Genomic DNA, 24480 nt, shown 5'->3' with positions numbered 1-24480 from the left:
GACCACATCGCGGCTTCAGCCTGTTTCAGGTACTCACTATCCGCCGCTAAAGGGCAGCCAACTCGTCCCGGTGACGATCGTTATCGTGCCCGCCACGTCGATTGCGGACGCGACGATCCCAGACATCTCCCGTAACTTATGGCGTGTCCGCCGACTCCCGCGCGTGGGCGATTACACTATTCGCTGCCAATGTGGTGTTGAACCCGTTGACCGGCGGCTCACGTGTTCGGTGAAAAGCGACGCTTAACACCAAGGGCTTTACCAACTCGGAAAGACACGATGCCTGACTCATTGGCCCAAATAACGCCATCGCTTCTGGCCGCAGGTTTGAACCTGCTGCTTCTTTTGTGGGCAGATGATCGGCGCAGACCCGTGGTACGAACCACGGTGAGATGTGTAGTATTCGCGTTGCTGACCGCAGCTATGTTTCACGATGGTATCGTCCCGACCCAGGCTTCGGACCGCCTGGCACACCCAGAGGTCCGCTTCGTTCGAGGGGTGTTGGAAGTAACCTGGTGGCTGCTGGCGGCCGCGACGATCATCACGGTCATGCGCACGTACTATTCACTCGTTCTGCGCCTTCGCGAGCACCGTTTCATGCTCGACGTCACCGCGACGTTGCTGTATCTGGGCGCAGCCCTTGCGATCATCACGGATGTACTGGATATTCCCTTGAAGGGGGTTCTCGCTACGTCGGGAGCGCTTGCCATTGTTCTGGGGCTGGCGCTTCAAAGCACACTGTCGGATCTCTTTTCCGGCTTGCTTATCAATGCCACTGCGCCCTATCGTGTTGGCGACTCCATATCATTGGACAGCGCCACCGAAGGAGAAGTTGTCGAGATCACCTGGCGCGCGACTCATCTCGCGAAAGCGAACCGGGACCTGATCGTCATTCCCAATAGCACGATTGCTAAGTCGCGCATTGTGAATGCCAGCGTTCCCCGCGGGCCGCACGCAACGACCGCTCTGTTCCAGGCGCCTTCGCGGTTCCGGCCGTCCGACGTGGTACATGCATTACAGCTTGCCATCGAAACCTGCGTCAGCATCGCCGCGCAACCGGTGCACACCATCGCCACGAAGTCAGTCGGCTGGGAGGCGACCGACTACGAAATCACGTTTTTTGTTTCGCATCGTTGGTCGCAAGCCGAAGCGTTGAACAACTTCTATGACGCCGCGCACCGACACCTGGAATCGTTCAATGCGTTGATCGCGCCAGCAGGTGAAGCTAGCGATGCGACCACCGAAACACTGGAGTACCGCCTCATTGAAGCAATCAATGTCTTTGGTCTGCTGCCCCGGGATGAACGAAACAAACTCGCAACCGCGCTCGTCCGGCGCGAGCTGATGCCAGGCGAGGTCCTGATAGAACAGGGACAGATCTCCGAAGCAATCACGATCATCGGTTACGGCATTCTTGCGGCGTCCACCGCTCACGACGACACAGGTGTCGACATCATGCGCTTCGGGCCGCGCGAATATCTTGGAGAAAGCGGTCCCATTGCCGGCGTGCCGTTCAACGTGACCGTCACCGCAAAGACTTATGCCATCGTCTATGACTTGCCCGGCAGTGAAGTCGCAAGACTCCTGAAGGAACATTCCGACGTCGCGCACGCGCTTGCCGCCAGGCTTGCCGCGAGGGAGCGTGAGGGGCGTGCACTGATGCAACCCGCACCCGAGATACCAGTGACCCAGCATGGTCTCGCTGATTGGATAGCAAGACGCATCCGATCCCTGCACGATTTGCGCTCCTGATGAACTTAATGGCAAAAAGAAAGCTCACACGACAAGGTGCCTGGCGTTCTGCCAACGCAGTCATAAGCGCGATGTCTCACTTTAGGCAATAGAGAAATGTCGGTCATGTCAGTGGATAACGTACTGTCCTCCACGATCAATCCCAAAACACGGGCATTTGTCACCGTATCGGTCATGCTGGCGACGATCATGCAGGTGCTGGACAGCACGATTGCCAACGTCGCCTTGCCTCATATGGAAGGCAGCCTGTCGGCGACACAGGACCAGATCACCTGGGTGCTCACCTCCTATATCGTCGCCGCGGCAATTGGCACGCCGCTCACCGGCTGGCTCGCTGGAAGCTTTGGGCGCAAGCGCCTGTTTCTTCTGTCCATTGCAGGCTTTACCGTCGCGTCAATCGTCTGCGGCGCGTCGACATCACTGGCCGAAATGGTAGCGGCACGCCTTCTGCAGGGCATATTCGGTGCGTCGCTGGTACCACTCTCCCAGGCGGTGATGCTCGATATCAACCCGCCCGAGAAACACGGTCAGGCGATGGCTGTCTGGGGGATGGGTGTCACCATAGGACCAATCCTCGGGCCCACGCTCGGTGGCTGGCTCACGGACAGCTACAACTGGCGATGGGTCTTTTACGTCAACGTTCCGATCGGCATCGTGGCGTTCATCGGCATTCTGGCGTTCATGGCGGAGACGAAGGTTTCGCCAAGAAAGCTCGATCTCTTCGGGTTTTCCACGTTGAGCATCGCCATCGGTGCGCTCCAGCTCTTTCTCGATCGAGGTGAAGTGCAAGACTGGTTTGGTTCGACCGAAATCTGGATTGAATCCCTGAGCGCGTTAATCGCGTTCTCCCTTTTCCTCGCCCATACCCTGACCGTTCAAACGACTTCATTTCTCAATAGAGAACTTGCGCGCGATCGCAACTTTGTGGCGGGCTGCGGATTTTACTTCGTCATGGGCGCCGTGCTATATGCAACCCGCGCTCTGCTGCCGCCGATGCTTCAGGACCTCATGCAATATTCCGTCGTCAAGACAGGACTGGTCACTGCGCCAAGCGGCGCCGGGTCGATGATCGCCATGATGCTTGCGGGCCGCCTCGTCGGCCCACTGAAGCCTCGCACCCTGATCGCTTCAGGTTTTGCGATGGCCGCGTTTTCGCTGTGGCAGATGTCCCACTACAACCTGTATATGTCGGAAAGCACTGTCATCTGGTCCAATTTCCTGCAAGGCCTGGGTTTGGGCATGATTTCGGTGCCTCTTACAACGGCGGCCTTCTCTACGCTGGACCAGCATTTGCGCGGGGACGGAACCTCCATCTACAGTTTGAGCCGCAATATCGGCAGCAGCATCGGCATCTCGTTTGTCCAAACGGAGTTGACACGGAACACGCAGATTGCACACTCTTCTCTCGTGGAGCACATCAATATCTTCAACCCGCTTGCGCAACCCGACGTGCTGCCGCCCATCTGGGATTTTCGTTCGCCGTCGGGCTTGGCCGCGCTGAACGCGGAGGTAACCCGGCAGGCATCGATGATCGCCTACATCGATGACTTCAGGCTTCTCTTCATACTTACGCTTGCCGTGATGCCATTGCTGATGTTGCTAAAGGCGACGCAAGCGCAACCCAAGGCGTCGCCTACGCCTGAACATTGAGCATACCCTGGGCGCACCGCTAAATATAAAAGGCGAATGGGGTACGCGCGCCGGTGCCCAGGTCTTTGCGCGCGATCAATCGTTCAAGCCGGGCGTGAATCCTCGCGGAACGCGAAGGCGGCGAATCACAGTTACTACAGGAATCGCAAGTCAGGCTCCACGGTATGTCCAGATCCTTGACCTACATCATCTTCATCACCTTGCTAATGAAACAGTATTCGGACAATATCCGCCTTGGAGTGCGTCCGTGCCGTCCAATCCTTCCGCCGCTTCTCGTGCCGAATCCTTTCACCCCGCCTTCGTCGTTGCCTGGATATTTTGCCTGATCTTTTATTTCGGGCAGTACGCGTTACGCTCGGCTCCAGGCGTCATGGTTCCCGAGTTGACCCATGCCTTTGCGCTGTCCGCGCTCGGCGTAAGTTCGCTCGTTGGGCTCTACTACTACACGTATTCACTGTTTTCCCTTGTCGCCGGCGCCTCGCTCGACCGGTACGGCGCTAAATATGTGATCCCGCTCGGCGTGGTCATGCTCGCAGGGGGAGCCGCGCTGTTCGGGGTCGGATGGGTTGCTTCCGCTGAATTCGGCCGCTTGCTCCAGGGCGCCGGCGGCGCATTCGCCTTCACTGGCGCCGTGTATCTGGCGACCCACGGCTTCCCTCCACGCTATCTGGCTACGGCCGTTGGCTTTACCCAATGCTTCGGTATGCTGGGCGGATCCGCCGGGCAATTCGTCGTGGCGCCATTGATTCACGGCGGGATTGCTTGGCAGCAGTTCTGGCTGTATGCGGGCATCGCGGGCGTGATCGTCGCGGCGCTCATCTTGGTCCTGACTCCCGCGGACCATGACGTCAGGACAACAGAGCAATCGTCGGTCTGGTCGATGTTCACTCCTTACAAGACCGTGCTGACCAATCCGCAATCGTACTTGTGCGGGTTCGCAGCAGGCTTGCTGTTCCTGCCCACGACGATCGGCGACATGATCTGGGGCGTGGCCTTCTTGCGCGAAGGCTGGCATATCGACTACGCGCAAGCCGTCGATCGCGCGTCGATGGTCCCGCTTGGCTGGGTGATCGGCTGTCCCGTGCTCGGGTACATTGCCGACCGGATCGGCCGCCGCAAGCCCATGTTGATCGCTGGAGCCCTGGTGATGCTGGCGGCGGCACTCTCCATACTCTACCTCCCGCAGGGCACCCTGCCGCCCTACCTGGCCGGCTTCATTCTTGGATTTGGGTCTGGCGCGGCGATGATTCCCTACACGATCATCAAGGAAGTCAATCCGGATCATGTGAAAGGCAGCGCGACGGGCGCCATCAATTTTCTGGTGTTCACGTTCAGCGCCGTGATGGCGCCGGTCTACGGCTGGCTTCTGACGAAAATCTCCGGAGGCGCCGAACTCACGCTGCCAGTCTTTCAGAAGGCGGGCGTCGTGGGTATTGCCAGCATCGTGCTTGCAATCATCCTGTCGCTGTTCCTCAAAGAGACCGGCCGCGCGGTGACAGCGAAGTCCGGGCCGCCGCATGAAGCCGCGCCGCAGGCGCCGGATCCGTCCGTGATCGGGGAGCATTAAAGCCTGCGAAGCGCTCCGGTACGCGGCAAGCCGATACGTCCTTCCCCGCTACCGCAGCGTGTCCGCGTTCAGCAACATGCCGTCGTCAACGCTCGACGTTTCATAAAGCGATCCCGTTGAAAAACTGGGAATGTGCCGTCCCGCAATGGACGACGTTTTGACACCAGAAAAGGGGCACACCCAATGAGTACCCTACACAGCGAAATGAGTCCGGTGGTGAACCTCACGCGCAGACACGCGGTAGGAGTCGAGCGGACGAGCCATCCCGTGTACGTCGATTTGCTTCCCCCGTGCAATCACGCTTGCCCCGCTGGCGAAAACATCCAGGCTTGGCTCGCGCAGGCGCAAGCCGGACACTGGCACGCTGCCTGGGAGACGCTCGTCGCCGACAACCCATTTCCGGCAATCCATGGACGCGTGTGCTACCACCCGTGTGAAGGGAGCTGTAACCGGGGTGAGCTCGATAGCGCAATAAGCATCCACGCGGTCGAGCGTTTCCTTGGCGACCAGGCGCAGGCCGAAGGCTGGACAGTAGCGAAGGCGGCGCCAAGCGGCAAGCGCGTGCTCGTAATCGGTGCCGGCCCGAGCGGACTTGCGGCCGCCTGGCACCTGGCACGCCTCGGACACGAGGTGGAGATCCGCGATGCCGGGCCGGTCGCCGGCGGCATGATGCAGTTTGGCATTCCGGCTTACCGGCTGCCGCGTGAAGTATTGGCAAAAGAGATTGCCAAGGTGGAGCAGCTGGGCGTGAAGATCGTTCTCGATCACAAGGTCGAGGACATACTCGCCGAGCAGCAGGCCGGGCACTTCGATGCGATCTACATAGCGATCGGTGCGCAGGTTGGACGCCATATTGACATCCCGGCACGCGACGCGGCACGGGTGCTGGATGCAGTCTCGCTACTGCATACGACTGCCAGCGGAGAGAAGCCCCTTCTCGGGCGCCGTGTCATCGTCTACGGTGGCAGCGGCACCGCGATGGACGCGGCGCGCACCGCGAAGCGGCTCGGAGCGGACGACGCGATGATCGTCTACTACCGCGACTCCGCTCGAATGGCGGCCCAGCCATTTGAGGTCAAAGAGGCGCTTGCCGAAGGCATCAAGATAAAGTGGCTTTCCAGCATCAAGGACATCTCCGGCGAGACCGTCACGGTAGAAAAAATGGTGCTGGACGACAAGGGCCGCCCTCAGCCAACGGGCGAATACGAAACCCTGCAAGCCGACTCGGTAGTCCTCGCCCTGGGACAGACCACGGACATCGGCTTCCTGCGCAAGATTCCCGGCATCGAATTCCAGCAGGACGGCACGGTGATCGTCGGCGATGACATGCAAACCGGGCGCGCGGGCATCTTTGCCGGGGGCGACGTAGTACCGGCTCAGCGTAGTGTGACCAACGCCGTGGGCCTTGGCAAGAAGGCGGCGCGCCACATTGATGCCTGGCTTGCCGGTACGGTCTGGACACATCCGTCCACGCACCGTCTCGTGTCCTTCAAAGAGCTGAACCTGCCGCTATACGCCGACGTCATCAAGGCGCGGGAACCCGAGTTGCCGGCGCCCGAACGCGCGGACTTCTCTGAAATCGTGGGCGGTCTCGACGAGGCGGCGGCCCGGCACGAGGCGCAGCGTTGCCTGTCCTGCGGCAACTGCTACGAGTGCGACCACTGCTACGCCGCCTGTCCGGAGGCGGCCATCGTCAAGCTCGGCCCTGATCATGGCTACGACGTGAACCTGGACTTGTGCACCGGTTGCCAGGCCTGTTTCGAGCAGTGTCCGTGCCATGCGATCGACATGACACCCGAGGCGGCGGCAGCCACAGGATCTGCCCCTATTCCCAGCGAGAAGGAGTTGACCGCATGACGCGAGCGACGATGGATGCCAACACGGCGGTTGCCACGATCGCCTACAAACTCAACGAGGTCTGTGCGATCTACCCGATCACGCCTTCCTCCACCATGGCCGAGCTGGCGGACGAGTGGGCTTCCGCCGAAATCCCCAACCTGTGGGGCAACGTACCGGTGGTGCAGGAGATGCAGGCTGAAGGAGGTGCCGCAGGCGCCGTCCACGGAGCCTTGCAGTCCGGCGCGCTGACAACCACCTTTACGGCATCGCAAGGCTTAATGCTGATGCTGCCGAACATGTACAAGATTGCCGGCGAACTTACCGCGACGGTATTCCACGTGGCCGCGCGTTCGCTCGCGACGTCAGCCTTGTCGATCTTCGGCGACCACTCGGATGTGATGGCCGCCCGCATGACTGGCTTCGCATTGCTTAGTTCCGCTTCGGTACAAGAGGCGCAGGACAGCGCGCTGATCGCGCAGGCGGCGACGTTGGAATCGCGCGTGCCGTTCATGCATTTCTTCGATGGCTTTCGCACTTCGCACGAACTCAACACGCTGGAACTGCTAGACGAATCGGTTTTACGCGCGATGATCGACGACAAGCTGGTCCATGCCCATCGGGCCCGTGCGCTCAACCCGGAACATCCGTTCGTGCGCGGCACCGCGCACAATCCCGACACTTACTTCCAGGCGCGCGAGGCGGTCAATTCATTTCACGACGCGGTGCCCGGGATCGTCGAGCGCGCGATGCAACGTTTTTCAGATCTTACCGGCCGCCATTACCGGTTGTTCGAGTACGAGGGCGCCCCGGATGCGGAGCGTGTGCTCGTGCTGATGGGGTCGGGCGCCGAGACTGTGCGCGAGACGGTCAAAGTGCTCGTGGCCGCGGGCGAAAAGGTCGGCGTGATCCAGGTGCGCCTGTACCGCCCGTTCTCCGCGCAGCGACTGCTCGCCGCGCTGCCTCAATCGGTGCGCCGGGTCGGGGTACTCGAGCAGACCAAGGAATCCGGCGCCACAGGTGAGCCGCTGTACCAGGATGTCGGCACAAGCCTGTCGGCGGCATTCTCCCGCGGCGAACGTGCGACCCTGCCCCTTGTGATTGGCGGCCGCTACGGCATCTCCAGCAAAGACTTCACCCCGGCGATGGTCAAGGCTACGTTCGACGAACTCGCCACCGAGCGCCCACGCCACAGTTTTACCCTCGGCATCGAGGACGACGTCACCCACCTGAGCCTGAGGTACGACCCAGCATACTCGATCGAATTGGACAGTACCCGGCGCGCCGTGTTCTACGGGCTCGGCGCCGATGGCACGGTCGGCGCGAACAAGAACAGCGTGAAGATCATCGGGGAGGACACGCCGCTCTACGCCCAGGGCTACTTCGTCTACGACTCGCACAAGTCCGGTGCGCAGACCGTCTCGCACCTGCGCTTTGGTCCGGAACCGATCCGGGCACCCTACCTGATCCATCAAGCGCAGTTCGTGGCCTGCCACAAGTTCGAGTTCCTGGAGCGGCAGGACGTGCTGCGGGCCGCCGCCCCCGGCGCAACCTTCCTGCTCAATGCCCCCTACAGCCCCGAAGAAGTCTGGGGGTACCTGCCACGGCCCGTACAACAAACAATCATCGACAAGAAACTCAAGGTATATGTCATCGACGCCTCCGAAACAGCGCGGGCGCTCGGGTTGGGGTTTCGCGTCAACACGATCCTGCAGACCTGTTTCTTTGCGCTCTCCGGAATTTTGCCTCGCGACGAGGCTATCACGCACATCAAGGAATCGATCCGCAAGAGCTACGGCGCAAAGGGCGAGCGCTTGGTCCAAATGAACTTCGCGGCGGTGGACGGGGCACTTGAGCGGCTGCACGAAATCGATGTACCGGCGACGGTGAATGTCAATGCGCACGAGCCCGCGCCGCTCGTCCCTCGGGAGGCCCCTATCTTCGTGCGCGAGGTCACGGCGCGCATGTTCGCAAACGAAGGCGACAGCATTCCCGTGAGCAAGATTCCCGCCGATGGCACGTTCCCGTCCGGCACGAGCGCGTACGAAAAGCGAAACATCTCCGACACCGTGCCTCAATGGCGCTCCGACCTGTGCATCCAGTGTGGTCAATGCAGTTTCGTGTGCCCGCACAGCGTGATCCGCAGCCGCTATTACGACGAAAAACTACTCGAGCAGGCGCCGGTCGATTTCCCGTCGGCGACGATCAACACGCGAGGCTACCCGGACACAAAGTTCACGTTGCAGATCTATGTCGAGGATTGCACTGGATGCGGGCTTTGCGTTGAGGCATGTCCTGCTACCAGCCTGATCGAGCCTGACACCAAGGCACTGAATATTATCGACAAGCTGCCGATCCTTCAGCGCGAGCGCGACAACATCCGTTTTTTCGAGACGCTGCCGGTGAATGACCGGGCGCGCGTGGATTTCGCCAATGTCCGCGGGGTGCAGTTCCTGCAACCACTCTTCGAATTCCCCGGTGCCTGCGCTGGCTGCGGCGAGACACCCTATCTGCGTCTTCTGAGCCAGCTTTTTGGCGACCGCCTGCAGATAGCCAATGCCACGGGTTGCTCGTCGATTTACGGCGGCAACCTGCCGGTGACGCCGTGGACCAGGAACCACGAAGGACGCGGACCGGCCTGGTCCAACTCGCTGTTCGAGGACAATGCCGAGTTCGGCCTGGGCTTTCGGCTCGCCGCCGACCAACACGTCTCGCTCGCCCACAAGCTGCTCAAGCAGTTGGCAGACCGGGTTGGCGGCGACCTCGCCCGCTCGATCATCGATGCGCCTCAGATACAGGAGTCGGATATTCGCGCGCAGCGCGAACGCGTCGCGGTGCTCAAGGTGAAGCTGCTTGCGCTCAAAGGCAAGGATGCGCAGGCCGACGACCTGCTCTCGGTGGTCGACCACCTGGTGAGGCGCAGCATCTGGATTGTCGGCGGCGATGGCTGGGCCTATGACATCGGCTACGGCGGACTGGACCACGTGCTGGCTCAAGGCAAGAACGTCAGCGTGCTGGTGCTTGATACCGAGGTCTATTCGAATACCGGCGGTCAGTCATCAAAGGCCACCCCTCTTGGGGCTGTCGCCAAGTTTGCCGCAGCCGGCAAGCGCACGCCGCGTAAGGACCTGGCACTGCAAGCCATTGCCTACGGCAACGTCTACGTGGCGCAAGTGGCAATGGGCGCAAACCCGCAGCACACGCTACAGGCTTTCCGCGAGGCGGAAGCCTACGACGGCCCATCTCTCATTCTCGCCTATAGCCAGTGCATCTCTCACGGCATCGACATGCGCCTTGGTATGCAGCAGCAGGACTTGGCCGCGGCGTCCGGCTACTGGCCGCTATTTCGCTTCAATCCCGCACTCAGGCAGGTTGGGGCCAATCCCTTCAGCCTGGACTCGCCGCGCCCGACGATTCCCTTCAAGCAATACGCGTACAACGAACTTCGCTATAAGTCGCTCGCTACCACGCGTCCCGCCGAAGCGGCCGAGTTACTCGCCTCGGCGCAGAAATGGGTGGATGAGAAATATATGCAGTACGCAGATCTCGCTTCCCGCGATGGCAGCCGCTTTACCCTCGAAGCACATCCGGAAGCTGTCGATGCAGCCGACGGCCAAAAGGAGCCAGTGTAATGAAAGTGACGTTGTTTACGACTCATCCGTTCGAAGAAGAGGCGTTCGAGCTCGCCCGTGAGGATATGGGAAGTGCTCACGCGCTGACGTATGTCAGCGCACCGCTCGACACCCGAACAGCCGAACTTGCGCGCGCAAGCGAAGTCGTGGTGCCGTTCGTCAATGACCGGCTCGACGTGCCGTTGCTGAGGCAACTGGCGGCCTACGGGGTGAAACTGATCGCGCTGCGTAGCGCCGGCCATGACAACCTGGATCTGGTCGCGGCCCGGCGGGAGGGGCTTCGGGCAGTCTACGTGCCGTCCTACACACCGCACGCCGTGGCCGAGCACGTGTTCGCGCTGGTCCTCTCGCTGCTTCGCCACGTGCCTCGTGCCTTGGCGCGGGTGCATGAGGGCAATTTCAGTCTCAATGGACTGATCGGTTCGCAACTGGTGGGGCGTACTTTCGGTGTGGTTGGCCTTGGCAGGATCGGCCGGGTCGTCGCGGGTATCGCTGAGGCATTCGGTTGCGAGGTGCTTGCCTGCGATCCCCTGGCACAGGAGAAAAAGTGGCCGCTGTTGCCGCTCGACGAACTGCTCGCGCGAAGCCACGTCGTGTCGCTCCATGCGCCGCTCAACGCCCAGACCCGCCATTTGATCGACGCGCGCCGTCTGGCGTTGATGCAGGATGGCGCGATCCTGGTCAACACCAGCCGCGGCCCCATCCTGGACACCCACGCGCTGATCAATGCGCTCAAAGAGGATCGCCTTGGCGGAGCCGCGCTCGATGTCTATGAGCGCGAGGCCGAGGTTTTCTACGTCGACCATTCCGACAAGGCTCTTCAGGACGACGACCTGGCACGGCTGCTGAGTTTTCCGAACGTTATCGTCACCTCGCACATGGGGTTCATGACCCGCGAAGCACTGGGCGAGATCGCCCGGACGACGCTAGCCAGCGTGGACGAATTCGAAAAAGGAAAGCCCTTGTCGCACGAACTCACCTTATAGGATGCCCGACATGAATCTCACGACACGCTACCTCGGACTGACCTTGCGCAATCCGCTGGTCGCCTCGCCCTCGCCGGCCAACGCCGAACTGGGTCACCTGAAGGCGCTGGAAGATGCGGGCATCGGCGCGGTGGTCTTGCCGTCGCTTTTCGAAGAGCAACTGTTGGCGCACCGTGAAAGTATCGACGCAATTCTCGCGCAGGGGGAAGCCAATAATCCGGAAGCGCAGAATTATCATCCCCCGTTGGCGCTCGATGGCCCTTATGGCGTTGGGCCGCAGAGCTACCTTGAGCTCATTCGCACAGCCAAGGCAGCACTCGATATTCCGGTATTGGCCAGCCTCAATGGCAGCACGCCCAGCGGCTGGACCGATTATGCGGCGCAAATCGAGCAGGCCGGTGCCGACGCGCTCGAGCTCAATATCTACTACGTGCCGATCGACATCGAGCAGCCTGGGTCGGCGATCGAGCAGCGCTACCTGGACGTGCTCGCCGATGTGCGCCGAACCGTGAAAATTCCTGTCGTAGTGAAGATGCCTCCGTACTTCAGCTCAATTGGAAACATGGCGCAACGCTTCGTCGATGCGGGGGCGAACGGACTCGTCATCTTCAACCGGTACCTGCAGCCGGACATCGATTTGTTGCGCATGCAGCTATCGAGCGAACTGCAGCTGAGCCAACCGGCAGAAATGCGACTTTCATTGTTGTGGACCGCCGTGCTTGCCGGGCGTGTGAAGTGTTCGCTGGCAGGCTCTACCGGTGTGGAAACCGTCGACGAGGTCATCAAGTACCTGCTCGCCGGTGCGGACGTGGTGATGACCACGGCTGCGCTGCTGCGTCACGGGCCGGGCTATATCAGCACGCTGCTGGCCGACCTCGATGCCTGGTTCGAGGCCCGGCAGGTAGGCTCGCCGGACAACCTGCGCGGCGTGATGAGCCACAGCCGTCTGCGCAAGCCCGACGTCTATGAGCGTGCGAACTACATTCATCTGATCGAGCATTATGCGAGTTCGCATCGCAGATGATATCAAGCGCGTGGGCATCAGTATTACGGTGAGAGGCTGACTAGAGCGTCCCCTGCAACGCCTTTCCAGCAAAAAAAGCCATCCGTAAAAGCTCCCTCGCCTTTATGTTGAAGTCATCTGTCGTCCGTCTCGTTGCCTGGTCGGTGCGCCATCCCGCGCGAGTCGTTGTGTTGTCGCTCATGCTTGCCATTCTGAGCGGCTACTATGTCGTCCAGCACTTCAAGATCAATACGGATATCAGCCGCCTGGTCAAGGCGGACAAGGCGTGGTCTGCCCTTGACCAGGCGATAGACAAGGCGTTCCCGCAGCGCGCGCAGACGGTCCTCGTCGTGGTCGCGGCGCGCGCGCCCGAATTCGCCGATGCCGCCGCCGATACATTGAGCGCCGCACTACAGAAACAGAACAACGAATTTGCCGCCGTCACGCAGCCGGAAGGGGGCTCGTTCTTCGAGCACGACGGGCTGTTGTTCCTATCGCTTGGAGAGGTCCAGTCCACCACCGGACAACTCGTCAAGGCGCGCCCGCTTATTAACGCATTGGCCCACGATCCGAGCCTGACCAGCCTCGCCGGCTTACTGACGACAACCCTGTTGCTGCCGCTGCAGATGGGTGAGGTGAAGCTCAGCGACATGAGCCCTCTGCGGTCGCGCAGCGCAGCCACGCTCGATCGATTATTTGCCCGCCAGCCGGCGGCGCTCTCCTGGCGTGCGCTGGTCGATAAGGGTGTCTCGACCGACCCGGCACGTGCGTTCATTACCGTGCAGCCAAAAGTCAACTATGGCGCGCTCGAGCCCGGTGCGCGCGCATCGAAAGCGATCCGCGCAACCGCGGCGTCGCTGAACCTCGCGGCACGCTATGGCGCGACCGTGCGGCTGACAGGCGAACAGCCGCTCGCCGATGAGGAATTCGCCTCGCTGCAGGAGGGGGCGGCGCTCAATGGCGCCGCCGCTTTCGTCGTCGTGCTGGCGATCCTGTGGCTCGGGTTGCGCTCAGGCCGCATGATCACGGCGGTATTCATCACGCTGTTCGCCGGGCTCGTCATCACTGCGGCGATTGGCCTGATGATGGTCTCCGCGTTTAACATACTGTCGCTCGCCTTCATGGTGCTGTTCGTCGGACTCGGAGTCGACTTTGGCGTGCAGTTCTGCGTTAAATACCGCGAAGAGCGCTATCGCGACGACCGGCTCGCGGCCGCTCTGGTCAAGACCGCCCATAGCATTGGCGTGCCGCTGACGCTCGCCGCTGTAGCCGTCGCCGCGAGCTTCTTCTCATTTGTGCCGACCGCGTATCGCGGTGTATCGGAGCTTGGGAAAATTGCTGGCGTCGGAATGTTGGTCGCATATCTGACCACCATGACGCTGTTGCCCGCGCTGTTGAAAGTCTTCAATTTGCCAAAGGAAACGGTTTCACCAGGTTTCAAGCGACTAGCACCCGTCGACGATTTTCTCGACCGGCGCCGCAAGCCGGTGCTAATCATGACGCTTGTGGTGGTAATCGGTGCGTCGCCGCTGCTCACGCACCTACGCTTTGATTTTAATCCTCTGCATCTGAATGATCAGCATACCGAATCGATGTCAACGCTGCTATCGTTAAAGGATTCCCCCGAAGGGGCGGTCAACAACGTACACGTGCTGGCGCCGTCACTTGCCGATGCTGACCGCGTCGCCACACATCTGGCAACATTGCCAGAAGTCCGTCGTATCACGACGCTCTCCACCTTCATCCCCCCCGACCAGCCACAGAAAATCCTGCTGATCGCAAATGCCGCGCAACGGCTCCTTCCAGCGCTAACCCAAACGCCGACACCGCCCGCGACCGATGCAATACGTGTGGCAGCATTGAAACGAGCGGCCAATCAGTTGGCGCTCGCTGCGGAAGATTACCCAGGTCCGGGCGCCGTTGAGGCCGACCACTTGTCGGTCACGCTTCTAAAGCTGGCGTCCGCGGACACCGCCACGCGCGAGCGCGCCGAAACGGTGGTGGCCGGGCCGCTAAAGATCGCGCTCGGACAACTGGCGGCCCTATTGCAGCCCTACGAAATCACGCGCCACCGTCCCGCCGCAAATCGTGCGTGACTGGGTTTCCGCCGACGGCAGCGCGCTAGTCGACATTGCGCCGAAGGTCGCGCCGGGCGCCGATGCAGGCGACGATACGATGCTGCGCCGCTTTGCGTATGCGGTGAAGGCCGCCGAGCCCGGCGCGATCGGTGGGACCATCTCAATACTGCATTCCGCCGACACGATCATCAGTGCGTTCCTGGAGGCGGCGGGGTGGGCGTTATTGACGATGACGATCCTGCTGTGGCTGACGTTGCGGCACATGAGCGATGTATTACGCACGCTGATTCCGCTCCTGGTGTCGGCGACCGTCACGCTGGAGTTGTGCGTCGTATTCGGCATGCCACTCAACTTTGCCAACATTATCGCGCTGCCACTGATGCTCGGCGTCGGCGTCGCGTTCAAGATCTACTTTGTGATGGCTTGGCGCAGTGGCCAAACCGGCCTGTTGCAATCGAGCCTCACTCACGCCGTGATGTTCAGTGCGGCCACTACCGCGACCGCATTCGGCAGCCTGTGGCTGTCACACCATCCGGGCACATCGAGCATGGGGCGGCTTCTCGCCCTGTCTCTGTTCTGCATGCTGATTGGTGCCGTGGTGTTCCAGCCTGTCTTGATGGGCAGGCCCCGTGTAAGGCGCGCGTTGCAAAAACATTGATCGCGACAACGGCCGGGACCCGGGTCTGTGGACATACATGTTCCATTCAGCCCTCCTCGAGGAAGTTCACGGGATATGCGGGCCGGTTTTAGACCGCTTGATGTAGATCAACCGCGCCGGAATAGGGACTAACGCCCGCGTTCTACCATTACGATGCGTCAGGCCGCGCATTCGTCAGGAAGCCTCTTCGCATGCGCCGATCGGAGCGTCCCTGAGCCGAACGGTTGACGTGATCCTGGCAACATTTGTTTGGGCAGCCAGCACTTGATCACCTGGCGTCCTCCCGGGAACCCATCAAGTAGACGCTCGACAGTTTGCACCGACCTTGCGTTGGATCAAATTGTGTACAGCACGGTAAATCACCGCTGACGACGACCAGCAGCACGACTGTCCGTGTGGACCGGCAGGTTCCCTCGTTGACCAAGGTCAAAGGGGGCCACCTTTGACGGTCTACGCTCGTGGTGTTCCGGTGAATGCACTGCCGGCCACCGCTAGCCGACCTCGAGCCGGGCGGCACGCGAGGAGAGATCAATGGGAAGCAGGATAGAAACGGCCCAGACACTCAGTGACCTGTTTCAACCGGTTCAACTCGGGTGCTATCAATTGGCAAACCATATCGTCATGGCGTCGCTGACGCGCGGCCGCGCGGGCGAGCACGGTATCCCCGGTGCACTGATTGCCGCGCACTATGCGCGGCGGGCCTCTGCCGGGTTGATCATCAGCGAGGGCGTCAACATCTCGCCCACCGCAAGAGGCCATGCGTTGACGCCGGGCATCTATGACGATGCGCAGGTCGAGGGCTGGCGGCGCGTAACAGAAGGCGTCCATGCCCGAGGCGGCCGGATTTTCCCGCAACTCTGGCACGTCGGCCGGGTATCCCACCCGTCGTTGCACAGCCCGGCGGCGTGTTGTCGGTCGCGCCTTCGACGCTCAGACCAGATGCCACCTCCTATACCGCGTCCGGCATCCAGCCCTGCCCGACACCGCGCGCCGGATTCGACGGAAATTCCTGCGATTATCGACCGGTATCGCCGTGCGGCACAAAACGCGCTGGACCTCGCACGGCGGCAGCAAGGACGCAGCCACCCCGGGATGATCGGGTGACACCGATATTGAGGATGACCCACCGATTTCGTCACAACAAAACATAAAACAACCGTGTTCGATAAACTCCACACTGCTGTATCAGCACACCGCTTGCAGGTTCTGCTGGCGCTCACGCTTCTCGTTGTCGCTATCGGCGGCTACGGCGCGTGGCGCTGGCCGACACTGTTCGGTGCCGCTCCGGACGCCCGCGGGATCATCGTATCCGGCAACATCGAGGCGCACGAAAGTGTCCTGAGCGTCACGCAGGTGCAGGCGCCGATTGTCTATCTGCCGTTTGACGAAGGCGCATCCGTCAAACGCGATACGGTGCTCGCACGGCTCGACGATCACCTGTATCTTCAGCAAACCGAAATAGATCGCACCGACCTGGACGTTGCCAGCGCGCAGATCAGCGCGAACGAAAGCACGCTGGCTGCCGCTCATAACAGCGTCATTAGCGACCAGTTCGACCTTGCCGAAAAGCAGTTGGATCTCGCGCGTGACGAAACCCTCGTGAAAGGCAATGCAGTCGCCGTTCAGGCGCGCGATCTTGCTTTTACTGCCGAGCGGCAATCCACCGCCACGCTTGCGCACGATCGGGCACTAGTGGAGGTCGCACGCAACAACATCGCGCTCGCGCGCGCGAACCAGGCCGCCGCCGATGCAAAGCTCAAACTCGACCAGGTGATGCTGTCTTACACGGTGCTACGCGCCCCCTTTGATGGGGTGATCGCCGTGCGCGAAGCGGAACTTGGCCAGCTTGCGGGCGCCGGTGTCGCCATCTTTACGCTCGACGAACTCGACCATGTCTGGCTGCGCGCCTATGTGAACGAGCCTGATATCGGCAAGGTTCGTCTGCACGAAGCTGTCGACGTGACGACCGACACTTACCCCGGCAAGACCTATCACGGCCATATCAGCTTCATTTCCCCTCAGGCAGAGTTCACGCCGAAAACGGTCGAGACGCACGCGGAACGCGTAACGCTGGTGTACCGGATTCGTGTCGATATCGACAACCCGACCCACGAACTGTTGCCGGGCATGCCCGCCGATGCGTCGATCGCGCTGTTGGCACCCGGCAAATGAGCACCATGCCAACGGGCCCCGCCATCCACGCGCATGCGCTGATCCGCAGCTTCGGATCTGTGCATGCCGTGCGCGGTATCAGCTTCGACATCGCGCGAGGGGAAATCTTCGGGCTCGTCGGGCCGGACGGCGCGGGCAAAACCACCATCATGCGCATGCTCGCCGGCGTGCTGCGCCCAGACTCCGGCGAAATCCGGCTGGAGGATATCGACGTCGTGGCAGCGCCCGAGCGCGCCAAGGCGGCGCTCAGTTATATGCCGCAGCGCTTCGGCCTGTATGAGGATCTGACCGTCGCCGAGAACATCGCGTTCTATGGCGAACTGTTCAGCGTGCCACGCAAGACGCAACGCGCGCGCAGCGACCAGCTTCTCGAGGCCGCGGGCCTCGTGCCGTTCAGGCAGCGTCTGGCCGGCCAATTGTCCGGCGGCATGAAGCAGAAGCTCGGTCTCGTCTGCGCCTTGATTCACACACCGCGCGTGTTGTTGCTCGACGAACCGACAACCGGGGTGGACCCTGTGTCACGGCGCGATTTTTGGGAAATCCTGTACAACCTGCGTGAAAGCGGCGTCACCATCGTGCTGTCCACCGCGTATATGGACGAGGCCGAACGCTGCTCACGTCTGGCGCTGCTGCATGCCGGCGAAATCCGTCAATGCGACACGCCAGCGCGGCTCAAGCAGGCCATGCCGGGGGCATTGCTCGCCATCATGGCGCCCGACCCACGCGCGGTGCATGACGCCCTTGTCGACGCGCCAGGCGTGCTGGGAACACTGCTGATGGGCGACCGCGTGCATGTGCGAGTCGACGACGCGGCGCGCCGCACGCCGGAACTGGGCGCTTTCCTTGCCAGCAAGGCAATCGTGTACACGACGATTACGCCCGTCGAGCCCGGCATCGAAGACGTTTTTGTCGCGCTCGTCGGCTCGGGAAGCGCAGCATGACCGATCTCGGCGATCCCGTCGTCAAGGCAACGGGGCTGACCAAACGATTCGGCACCTTCACCGCGGTGGATCGCCTCGACCTGTCCATCGGCAAAGGCGAAGTCGTTGGCTTTATCGGTCCCAACGGAGCCGGCAAGTCGACCACCATCCGCATGCTGTGCGGACTGCTCTCGCCGACCGCCGGGCAGGCGTCGGTGGCAGGTTTCGATGTCGGTACGCAGGCCGAGGCGCTGCGCGCGCACATCGGCTACATGTCACAAAAATTCTCGTTATACGGGGACCTGACCTGCCGCGAAAACCTGCGCTTTTTCTGCGGCATCTACCGGGTGCCCCGGCCCGAGATCAACGAGCGGATCCGGCGGGCCATCGCCATGGCGGGGCTGGAGGGACGCGACGATACACTCGTGCGCACGCTCGCGGGCGGCTGGAAACAGCGGCTCGCGCTCGGCTGCGCGATCCTGCATCGCCCACCCGTGCTGTTTCTCGATGAACCGACCTCAGGCGTCGAACCGGAAGCGCGCCGGCGCTTCTGGGACCTGATTCACGAGCTTGCCGCGAGCGGAGTGACCGTGCTGGTGTCCACGCACTATATGGAGGAAGCGGAGTACTGCCACCGCATCGCGCTGATCGACGCCGGCCGGCTGGTGGCGATCGGCAGCCCAGGCGCCCTGCGCGAGCACGACCTCGGCGGCAATCTGTTCGAACTGGTTTGCACGCCGCTTGGCGCCGCCCTTGCGGCGTTACGCGAGACGCCGGATGTGATCGATGCAGCGATCTTCGGCGACCGGCTGCACGTGCTGATGCGCACCGGCGTGACCGAAGCCGGGCTCGTGCCCCTGCTGGCGCAACGGCAGATCGAGTCGACGCCGCCGCGCGCCATACGTCCCAGCCTCGAGGATGTATTCGTGCAGATTGTCTCCCGCACGGACAAAGGAGCCCATCCGCGATGAACCTGAGACGTCTGTGGGCAATGGCCTATAAGGAAACGTTGCAGATCTGGCGCGACCCGCGCAGCCTCGCGATTGCGCTGCTCATGCCGTTGCTGCAGATGGTGCTGCTAGGTTACGGCGTCAGTCTGGACATCAGACGCATACCGCTGTGCGTCGACGACCAGGAACATAGCCAGATCAGCCGCGAACTTGTGCAGAACTTTGTCTCATCGAACTGGTTCTCCGCCGTCCACCCGCTGAACAACGAGCGTGCGCTGCGCAACGCGATGGACCGCGGCACCTGTGCCGGCGTAGTCACCATTCCGGTCGATTTTTCGCGCGTATTCACCGCGACCGGCGTCGCTTCGGTACAAACCGTGTTCGATGCAACCGATGCCAATACGACCAATATCGCCATCGGGTACGCCCAAGGTGTGATCGCCCAGACCACCGCGGCATTTCAGTCCCGCTGGAACCAGGCGCATGGGCTGCCGCCAAAAACAGTCGGCCTAGTCGATCTGGAACCACGGGTCTGGTTCAACGAAGGACTGGACAGCCGCAATTTCATCATACCTGGGGTCGTCGCGGTGATTCTCGCGCTGGTCGGCGCGCAGCTCACGTCATTGACGGTCTCCCGCGAATGGGAACGCGGAACGATGGAGCAACTCATCTCGACCCCCGTCACCGCGCTCGAAGTGATGCTCGGCAAGCTGCTGCCGTACTTTGGGATTGGGCTTGCGAACGCCGCGTTCTGCCTGCTCAGCACGATCTTCTGGTTTGACGTACCGTTTCGCGGCAACATCGTCACGCTGGTCGCCACCACCGCGCTCTTCACGCTTGTCGTGCTTGGCATCGGCTATCTGGTCTCGGTTCATATCCGCAGCCAGCTCGGCGCGAGTCAGGTTGCGCTACTGCTGACAATGCTGCCAACCAGCATGCTGTCGGGCTATACCTTCGCGATCGACCAGATGCCGGCACCGATCCAGGCCGCGACCCTGCTCGTCTACGCGCGCTACTACATCACCATCTTGCGCGCGGTATTCCTGAAAGGCAGCACCGTTGCCGAGCTTGCCGTGCCGATCCTCGCACTGGCGTTATATGCAGTCGCAATCATCTGGATGGCAGCCCGCGCCTTCCACAAACACCTGGACTAGCCTGTCATGTTCGACCGCCTGCAGGTCATGCTGATGAAGGAATTTCTCGAGCTCAAGCGGGACCGCTGGGCAATGTTCCGGCTTATCGTGCCGCTGCTGCTCCAGGTCATTGTCTATGGTTATGCTGCGACCTTCACGGTCAATCACGTGAGTCTCGCCGTGCTCGATCTTGACCATAGCCAGGCAAGCCGTAGCCTTGTCTCGCACTTCGCCGCCACCGGCAAATTCTATGTCGTGGACAATGCCGGCTCGGAACCGGAGATCACCCATGACATCGATACCGGCGATGCCACGATGGCAATCGTGATCCATGCAGGGTTCTCGCAATATCTGAACGGCGGCCGCAGCGCGCCGCTGCAGGTCATCGTGGACGGTACCAATTCCAACACGGCTCTCATCGCGCTCGGTTACATCAGCCAGATAGTCACGCAATTCCAGACCGATCAGATAAGCGAGGCCTGGCCCCAGTCTGCCGGAGCGGCGCCGTCCACCGTGGCGGTCTCGCTGCGCGAGCGCCCCTGGTACAACGATGCCATCGACGACCGCTGGTTTTTCATTCCAGGCGTGGTTGGTACGCTCTCGCTGATGCAGGTGGTCAGCCTCACGGCGTTTGCAGTGGTTCGCGAACGGGAGATCGGCACGCTCGAGCAGATCATGGTCAGCCCGATCAGGCCGATCGAATTCATTCTCGGCAAGACCGTGCCGTTCTTCCTGATCGGCCTGGGCGACGTCGCGCTCGTCACAGCGGTCGGCGTCTGGTGGTTCCACGTGCCGTTCGTCGGAAATCTGTTCGTCATGCTGGCAGGCGCATCGCTTTTCCTGCTGGCGGCGCTCGGTCTCGGCTTGCTGCTGTCGACCTTCTCGCGCACCCAGCAACAGGCGTTTGCCCTGAATTTCTTTCTGATCAATCCGCTTTTCATCCTGTCGGGCTTCGCGTTTCCGATCGCGGCCATGCCCAAGATATTGCAATGGATCACGTTGATCAATCCGCTACGCTATTTTCTCGTCGTGCTGCGCTCGGTGTTCCTCAAAGGCGTTGGCTTTGCCGTGCTGTGGCCGCAACTCGCGGCAATGGGCATACTGGGCGGGGTCATGCTGACAATCAGCGTGCTGCGATTCCGCAAGTCTCTTGACTGAGTCGCGAACAGGGTTGGGTCCGGCGCTGCTTCGTTGCTGCTGCCGGCCCGTTTCGCGCCGAGCCGCAGTGCGAGCGGTTGAGCCGCCACATCGCCGTCACGCGTGAACGCGTAGACCGTGCGCTCCTGATAACGCGCGACCCGGGGCAAAGATATGCGCGGCTACACCAAAGCTGCAGATGCCGATTCGCATCGCCCGTCATGTTCAGCGTCCGGTAGCCGATAAGTCCCACGCACAGCAATGGTGCCGCTTCCAAGTCCGAAATTTGAGTCAACGCTTCAATCGAGACGTCGGCGAGCGTTTCGGGAACCGGGACAAAAACAAAGATCGTTAGGAATGTTCGCTTATATCTCCTTCATTTATTAAGCTATCCAAATCTAATTGGAAAGGTGTTTGCAATCTTAAATCCATCGGCTCTGTCCAGAATGCAAGGCACACCCTCACCTCAATAACTCGAAACGGACCCGGGACTCGTGTCAATCGGACAGGCAGTGCGCAAGTCACCAACTGAAACCGGTGCCGCTTTTGCAGCCGCATCCGACTCTATCGTTGATACAGGTCAAGTGTGAGGCCGGCAGGCGAGTGCCTACTGGCATGCATGCTGGGTTATGCCACACGTCGCAGGACAAGGCTTAGGGGTTACAACATGAAAGTAAAGGCGAGATTGCTCCTGGCCATAGCATTAGCCCTGACCGTCGGTACGTTCGAGGCGCGTGCACAAAACGTGGCGCAAGCTCCATTGGCTCCGGATACGATGCCATTTACGCTGGCGCAGCTCGACCAGATGCTGGCGCCGATCGCGCTCTATCCCGATCCCCTCGTCGCTCAAATTCTGATGGCGGCAACCTATCCACTCGAAGTAGTCGAGGCCGATCGCTGGCTTGAAGACCCGAAAAACAAGGCGCTTTCGGGAAACCAACTGGCGACCGCGCTCGAAGCACAGCCGTGGGATCCCAGCGTAAAGTCACTGGTGCCCTTTCCCCAGATTCTACGCATGATGGACAGCAATCTCGACTGGATAGAGCGTCTTGGCGACGCCTTCCTGGCCGACGAGGCCGCGGTAATGGATTCGGTCCAGCGTCTTCGTCGGCAGGCTGAAGCGGCCGGCAAGCTGGACTCGACCTCCCAGCAGGTGGTCGTAACGAATGGCCCCGCAATTACGATCGAACCGGCTAATCCCGAGATCGTGTATGTGCCGGTTTACGATCCCGCGTATGCCTATGGCGTGTGGCCGTATCCCGCTTTTCCGCCTTACTATTTTCCTGGCTACTTCGACGGCGTGATCGTCGGCAGTGTCGGTTTTGGCTGGGTTGGTATCGCGATCGTCGGGCCGCTTTGGGGCTGGAACTACTGCGACTGGGGACGGCACCGGATCGGTCTCGACCGGGACCGCTTCGCCGGCCTCAACCGCAATCGTCCGCCAGGTGGGACCGTGTGGGCACATGACCCGTCACATCGCCTTGGCGTGCCGTATCGCGACCCTGGCGTGCGGAATCGGTTTGCCGACAGCATGGGGGTGCCCGATGCACGCCGGAGTTTCCGCGGGTATCCGGCTGACAGCGCAGCTCATTTCCATCCGTCGATGGGCGTTGCGCCTGTCTCAGACTTCGGACGCTCCGCGGCGGCGCTGACCCGTGTGTCTCCAACGGCACCACGCTTTCCGTCGACATTCGAATCGTTCGGTCGCGGCGCCGAAGTCCGAAACGAGGCTGACCGTGGACGTGGCAGCCGTATGTCAACGCCGGCGTTCGGCGGGGGCCGTCCGGCCGCCCCGAGATCAATGCGTTCGGGCGGCGGCGGGAGACGTTAATGAGCGTAATCGAAACCCGGCAAAAGCCCAGAGAAGATGCGATGACCAGCCCAAACCGAACCCGTGCCCCGGTGTTATCCAGACGCCGATTGATCACTCTGATCGTGAGCGCAGCCATATCGGCCGGCAGCGGCCTGTGCGCGGCCGCCGCCGCCGTTGCTGACGGAAGAAGGTTCACTTCGCCTGAACAGGCCGCCGACACGTTGGCCGCTGCCTGGCAAAGCGACCAGCCCGATGCGCTCCTGGCGATATTCGGGCGCGGCGCGGAAAAACTCGTCCGTTCCGGAGATCCGGTGGCCGAACGGGTAGCCAGAGAAAAACTGGCCTCGGCATACGCCGATGAGCACCACCTCGAAACGGTCAACGCACGGGAAGTTGTCATCGTCCTCGGAAAGGACGCATGGCCCTATCCGATTCCGCTCGTCAGACAGGGAGCCGACTGGACCTTCGGTGTCAAGGCAGGCGCGCAGCAGATCGTCGATCGCAGGGTCGGCAGAAACGAAAAAAACGCGATTGAGGTTTGCCGCGCCTACGTCGAAGCGCAACGGGATTACGCACTCAAGAATCGCCAGGGCAACGGGCAACATGAGTACGCACAGCGTGTTGCAAGCACCCCGGGAACGCATGACGGACTTTATTGGCAACGCTCGGCGGGTGACGAGGAAAGCCCGCTCGGCCCACTCGTCGCCGGGGCCGAAGCGCAGGGCTACGGTGCGGCGAGTGCCGCGGGGCGCGCGGCTTTTAATGGCTATTACTACAGGATCCTGACCCGGCAGGGCCAGCAGGTATCCGGTGGTGCCCGCGACTATGTGGTCGACGGACACCTGACAGGCGGTTTTGCGCTGGTTGCGTTTCCCGCAAAGTATGGCGATTCCGGCGTAATGACGTTCGTTGTCAATCAGCACGGTATTGTGTTCGAAAAAAATCTTGGCCCCGATACGTCCACCGTCGCGCGTCGTATGAAGCAATATAACCCCGACCGAACGTGGAAAATCGCGCAGCCGTGAAGGGTCGTTGCATGGATGCCATGCCGGTCAGCCGGTTCCATCCGCCTCTGGCATACCCATGAGCGAGCGAAGCGCGGCTCGCCGCTCTTCGCGTTCGACGTCCGAAATCTCTTCATCGAAGGCGAGGCGTCGATCGACACCCCTGACGCTCTGCGCCTGCATCACACG

At 61.4% G+C, this 24480-nt stretch carries 15 protein-coding genes and 2 pseudogenes; 16 read left to right on the top strand and 1 reads right to left on the bottom strand.

All coding sequences use genetic code 11. The features are described 5' to 3' along the window. Positions 1-222 precede the first annotated feature (222 nt). The 14 genes and pseudogenes from HB376_RS28135 to HB376_RS28070 all read left to right on the top strand — a co-directional run bounded on the left by HB376_RS28135 (position 223) and on the right by HB376_RS28070 (position 21495). A complete protein-coding gene (locus tag HB376_RS28135) occupies positions 223-1752 on the top strand; it encodes a mechanosensitive ion channel family protein (protein ID WP_213766992.1) in 1530 nt (509 codons plus the stop codon). A 105-nt stretch (positions 1753-1857) separates the two neighbouring features. Continuing rightward, on the top strand, positions 1858-3402 hold the full coding sequence (locus tag HB376_RS28130) for an MDR family MFS transporter (RefSeq protein ID WP_213767014.1): 1545 nt from the start codon (positions 1858-1860) through the stop codon (positions 3400-3402). A 247-nt stretch (positions 3403-3649) separates the two neighbouring features. Then, complete coding sequence (locus HB376_RS28125; protein ID WP_213766991.1) at positions 3650-4969, top strand: MFS transporter; 1320 nt, start codon at positions 3650-3652, stop codon at positions 4967-4969. 183 nt (positions 4970-5152) lie between these two features. Continuing rightward, a complete protein-coding gene (locus HB376_RS28120; RefSeq protein ID WP_213766990.1) occupies positions 5153-6826 on the top strand; it encodes an NAD(P)-binding protein in 1674 nt (557 codons plus the stop codon). Next, complete coding sequence (gene nifJ, locus HB376_RS28115) at positions 6823-10437, top strand: pyruvate:ferredoxin (flavodoxin) oxidoreductase (RefSeq protein ID WP_213766989.1); 3615 nt, start codon at positions 6823-6825, stop codon at positions 10435-10437. Before HB376_RS28120 ends, nifJ begins: the two co-directional genes overlap by 4 nt. Beyond that, positions 10437-11423 (top strand): 2-hydroxyacid dehydrogenase, encoded by a 987-nt coding sequence (locus HB376_RS28110; protein ID WP_213766988.1) that lies wholly within the window; start codon positions 10437-10439, stop codon positions 11421-11423. Before nifJ ends, HB376_RS28110 begins: the two co-directional genes overlap by 1 nt. Before the next feature lies 1 nt (position 11424). Beyond that, positions 11425-12447 (top strand): dihydroorotate dehydrogenase-like protein, encoded by a 1023-nt coding sequence (locus HB376_RS28105; protein ID WP_346730597.1) that lies wholly within the window; start codon positions 11425-11427, stop codon positions 12445-12447. A 104-nt stretch (positions 12448-12551) separates the two neighbouring features. Beyond that, positions 12552-15162 (top strand): annotated as a pseudogene (locus HB376_RS28100) (MMPL family transporter). Positions 15163-15693: 531 nt separating this feature from the next. Next, a complete protein-coding gene (locus HB376_RS28095) occupies positions 15694-16266 on the top strand; it encodes a hypothetical protein (protein WP_213766986.1) in 573 nt (190 codons plus the stop codon). Between the two features lie 54 nt (positions 16267-16320). Then, on the top strand, positions 16321-17334 hold the full coding sequence (locus HB376_RS28090) for an efflux RND transporter periplasmic adaptor subunit (protein ID WP_213766985.1): 1014 nt from the start codon (positions 16321-16323) through the stop codon (positions 17332-17334). Beyond that, on the top strand, positions 17331-18275 hold the full coding sequence (locus HB376_RS28085; RefSeq protein ID WP_213766984.1) for an ABC transporter ATP-binding protein: 945 nt from the start codon (positions 17331-17333) through the stop codon (positions 18273-18275). Before HB376_RS28090 ends, HB376_RS28085 begins: the two co-directional genes overlap by 4 nt. Then, complete coding sequence (locus tag HB376_RS28080; RefSeq protein WP_213766983.1) at positions 18272-19225, top strand: ABC transporter ATP-binding protein; 954 nt, start codon at positions 18272-18274, stop codon at positions 19223-19225. The genes HB376_RS28085 and HB376_RS28080 overlap by 4 nt, the downstream gene beginning before the upstream one ends. After that, complete coding sequence (locus HB376_RS28075) at positions 19222-20358, top strand: ABC transporter permease (RefSeq protein WP_213766982.1); 1137 nt, start codon at positions 19222-19224, stop codon at positions 20356-20358. The genes HB376_RS28080 and HB376_RS28075 overlap by 4 nt, the downstream gene beginning before the upstream one ends. Before the next feature lie 6 nt (positions 20359-20364). After that, positions 20365-21495 carry an ABC transporter permease gene (locus HB376_RS28070; RefSeq protein ID WP_213766981.1) on the top strand — a complete coding sequence of 377 codons (1131 nt, stop codon included), beginning with the start codon at positions 20365-20367 and terminating at the stop codon, positions 21493-21495. A 14-nt stretch (positions 21496-21509) separates the two neighbouring features. Here the strand turns inward: HB376_RS28070 and HB376_RS41270 are convergent. Next, positions 21510-21766, bottom strand: a pseudogene (locus tag HB376_RS41270) (hypothetical protein); the annotation flags it as partial. 375 nt (positions 21767-22141) lie between these two features. Between HB376_RS41270 and HB376_RS28065 the strand changes: the two are divergent. Beyond that, positions 22142-23305 (top strand): DUF3300 domain-containing protein, encoded by a 1164-nt coding sequence (locus HB376_RS28065; protein ID WP_213766980.1) that lies wholly within the window; start codon positions 22142-22144, stop codon positions 23303-23305. Then, the gene (locus HB376_RS28060) at positions 23305-24312 is read left to right on the top strand and encodes a DUF2950 domain-containing protein (RefSeq protein WP_213766979.1); all 1008 of its coding nucleotides are present in this window, start codon (positions 23305-23307) and stop codon (positions 24310-24312) included. Before HB376_RS28065 ends, HB376_RS28060 begins: the two co-directional genes overlap by 1 nt. Positions 24313-24480: the final 168 nt, after the last annotated feature.

Origin of the sequence: Caballeronia sp. dw_19 (assembly GCF_018449515.1) — a bacterium.
GTDB lineage: Bacteria > Pseudomonadota > Gammaproteobacteria > Burkholderiales > Burkholderiaceae > Caballeronia.
Note: the sequence above shows the minus strand (reverse complement) of the source record. Positions and strands in the feature narration are given on the sequence as shown.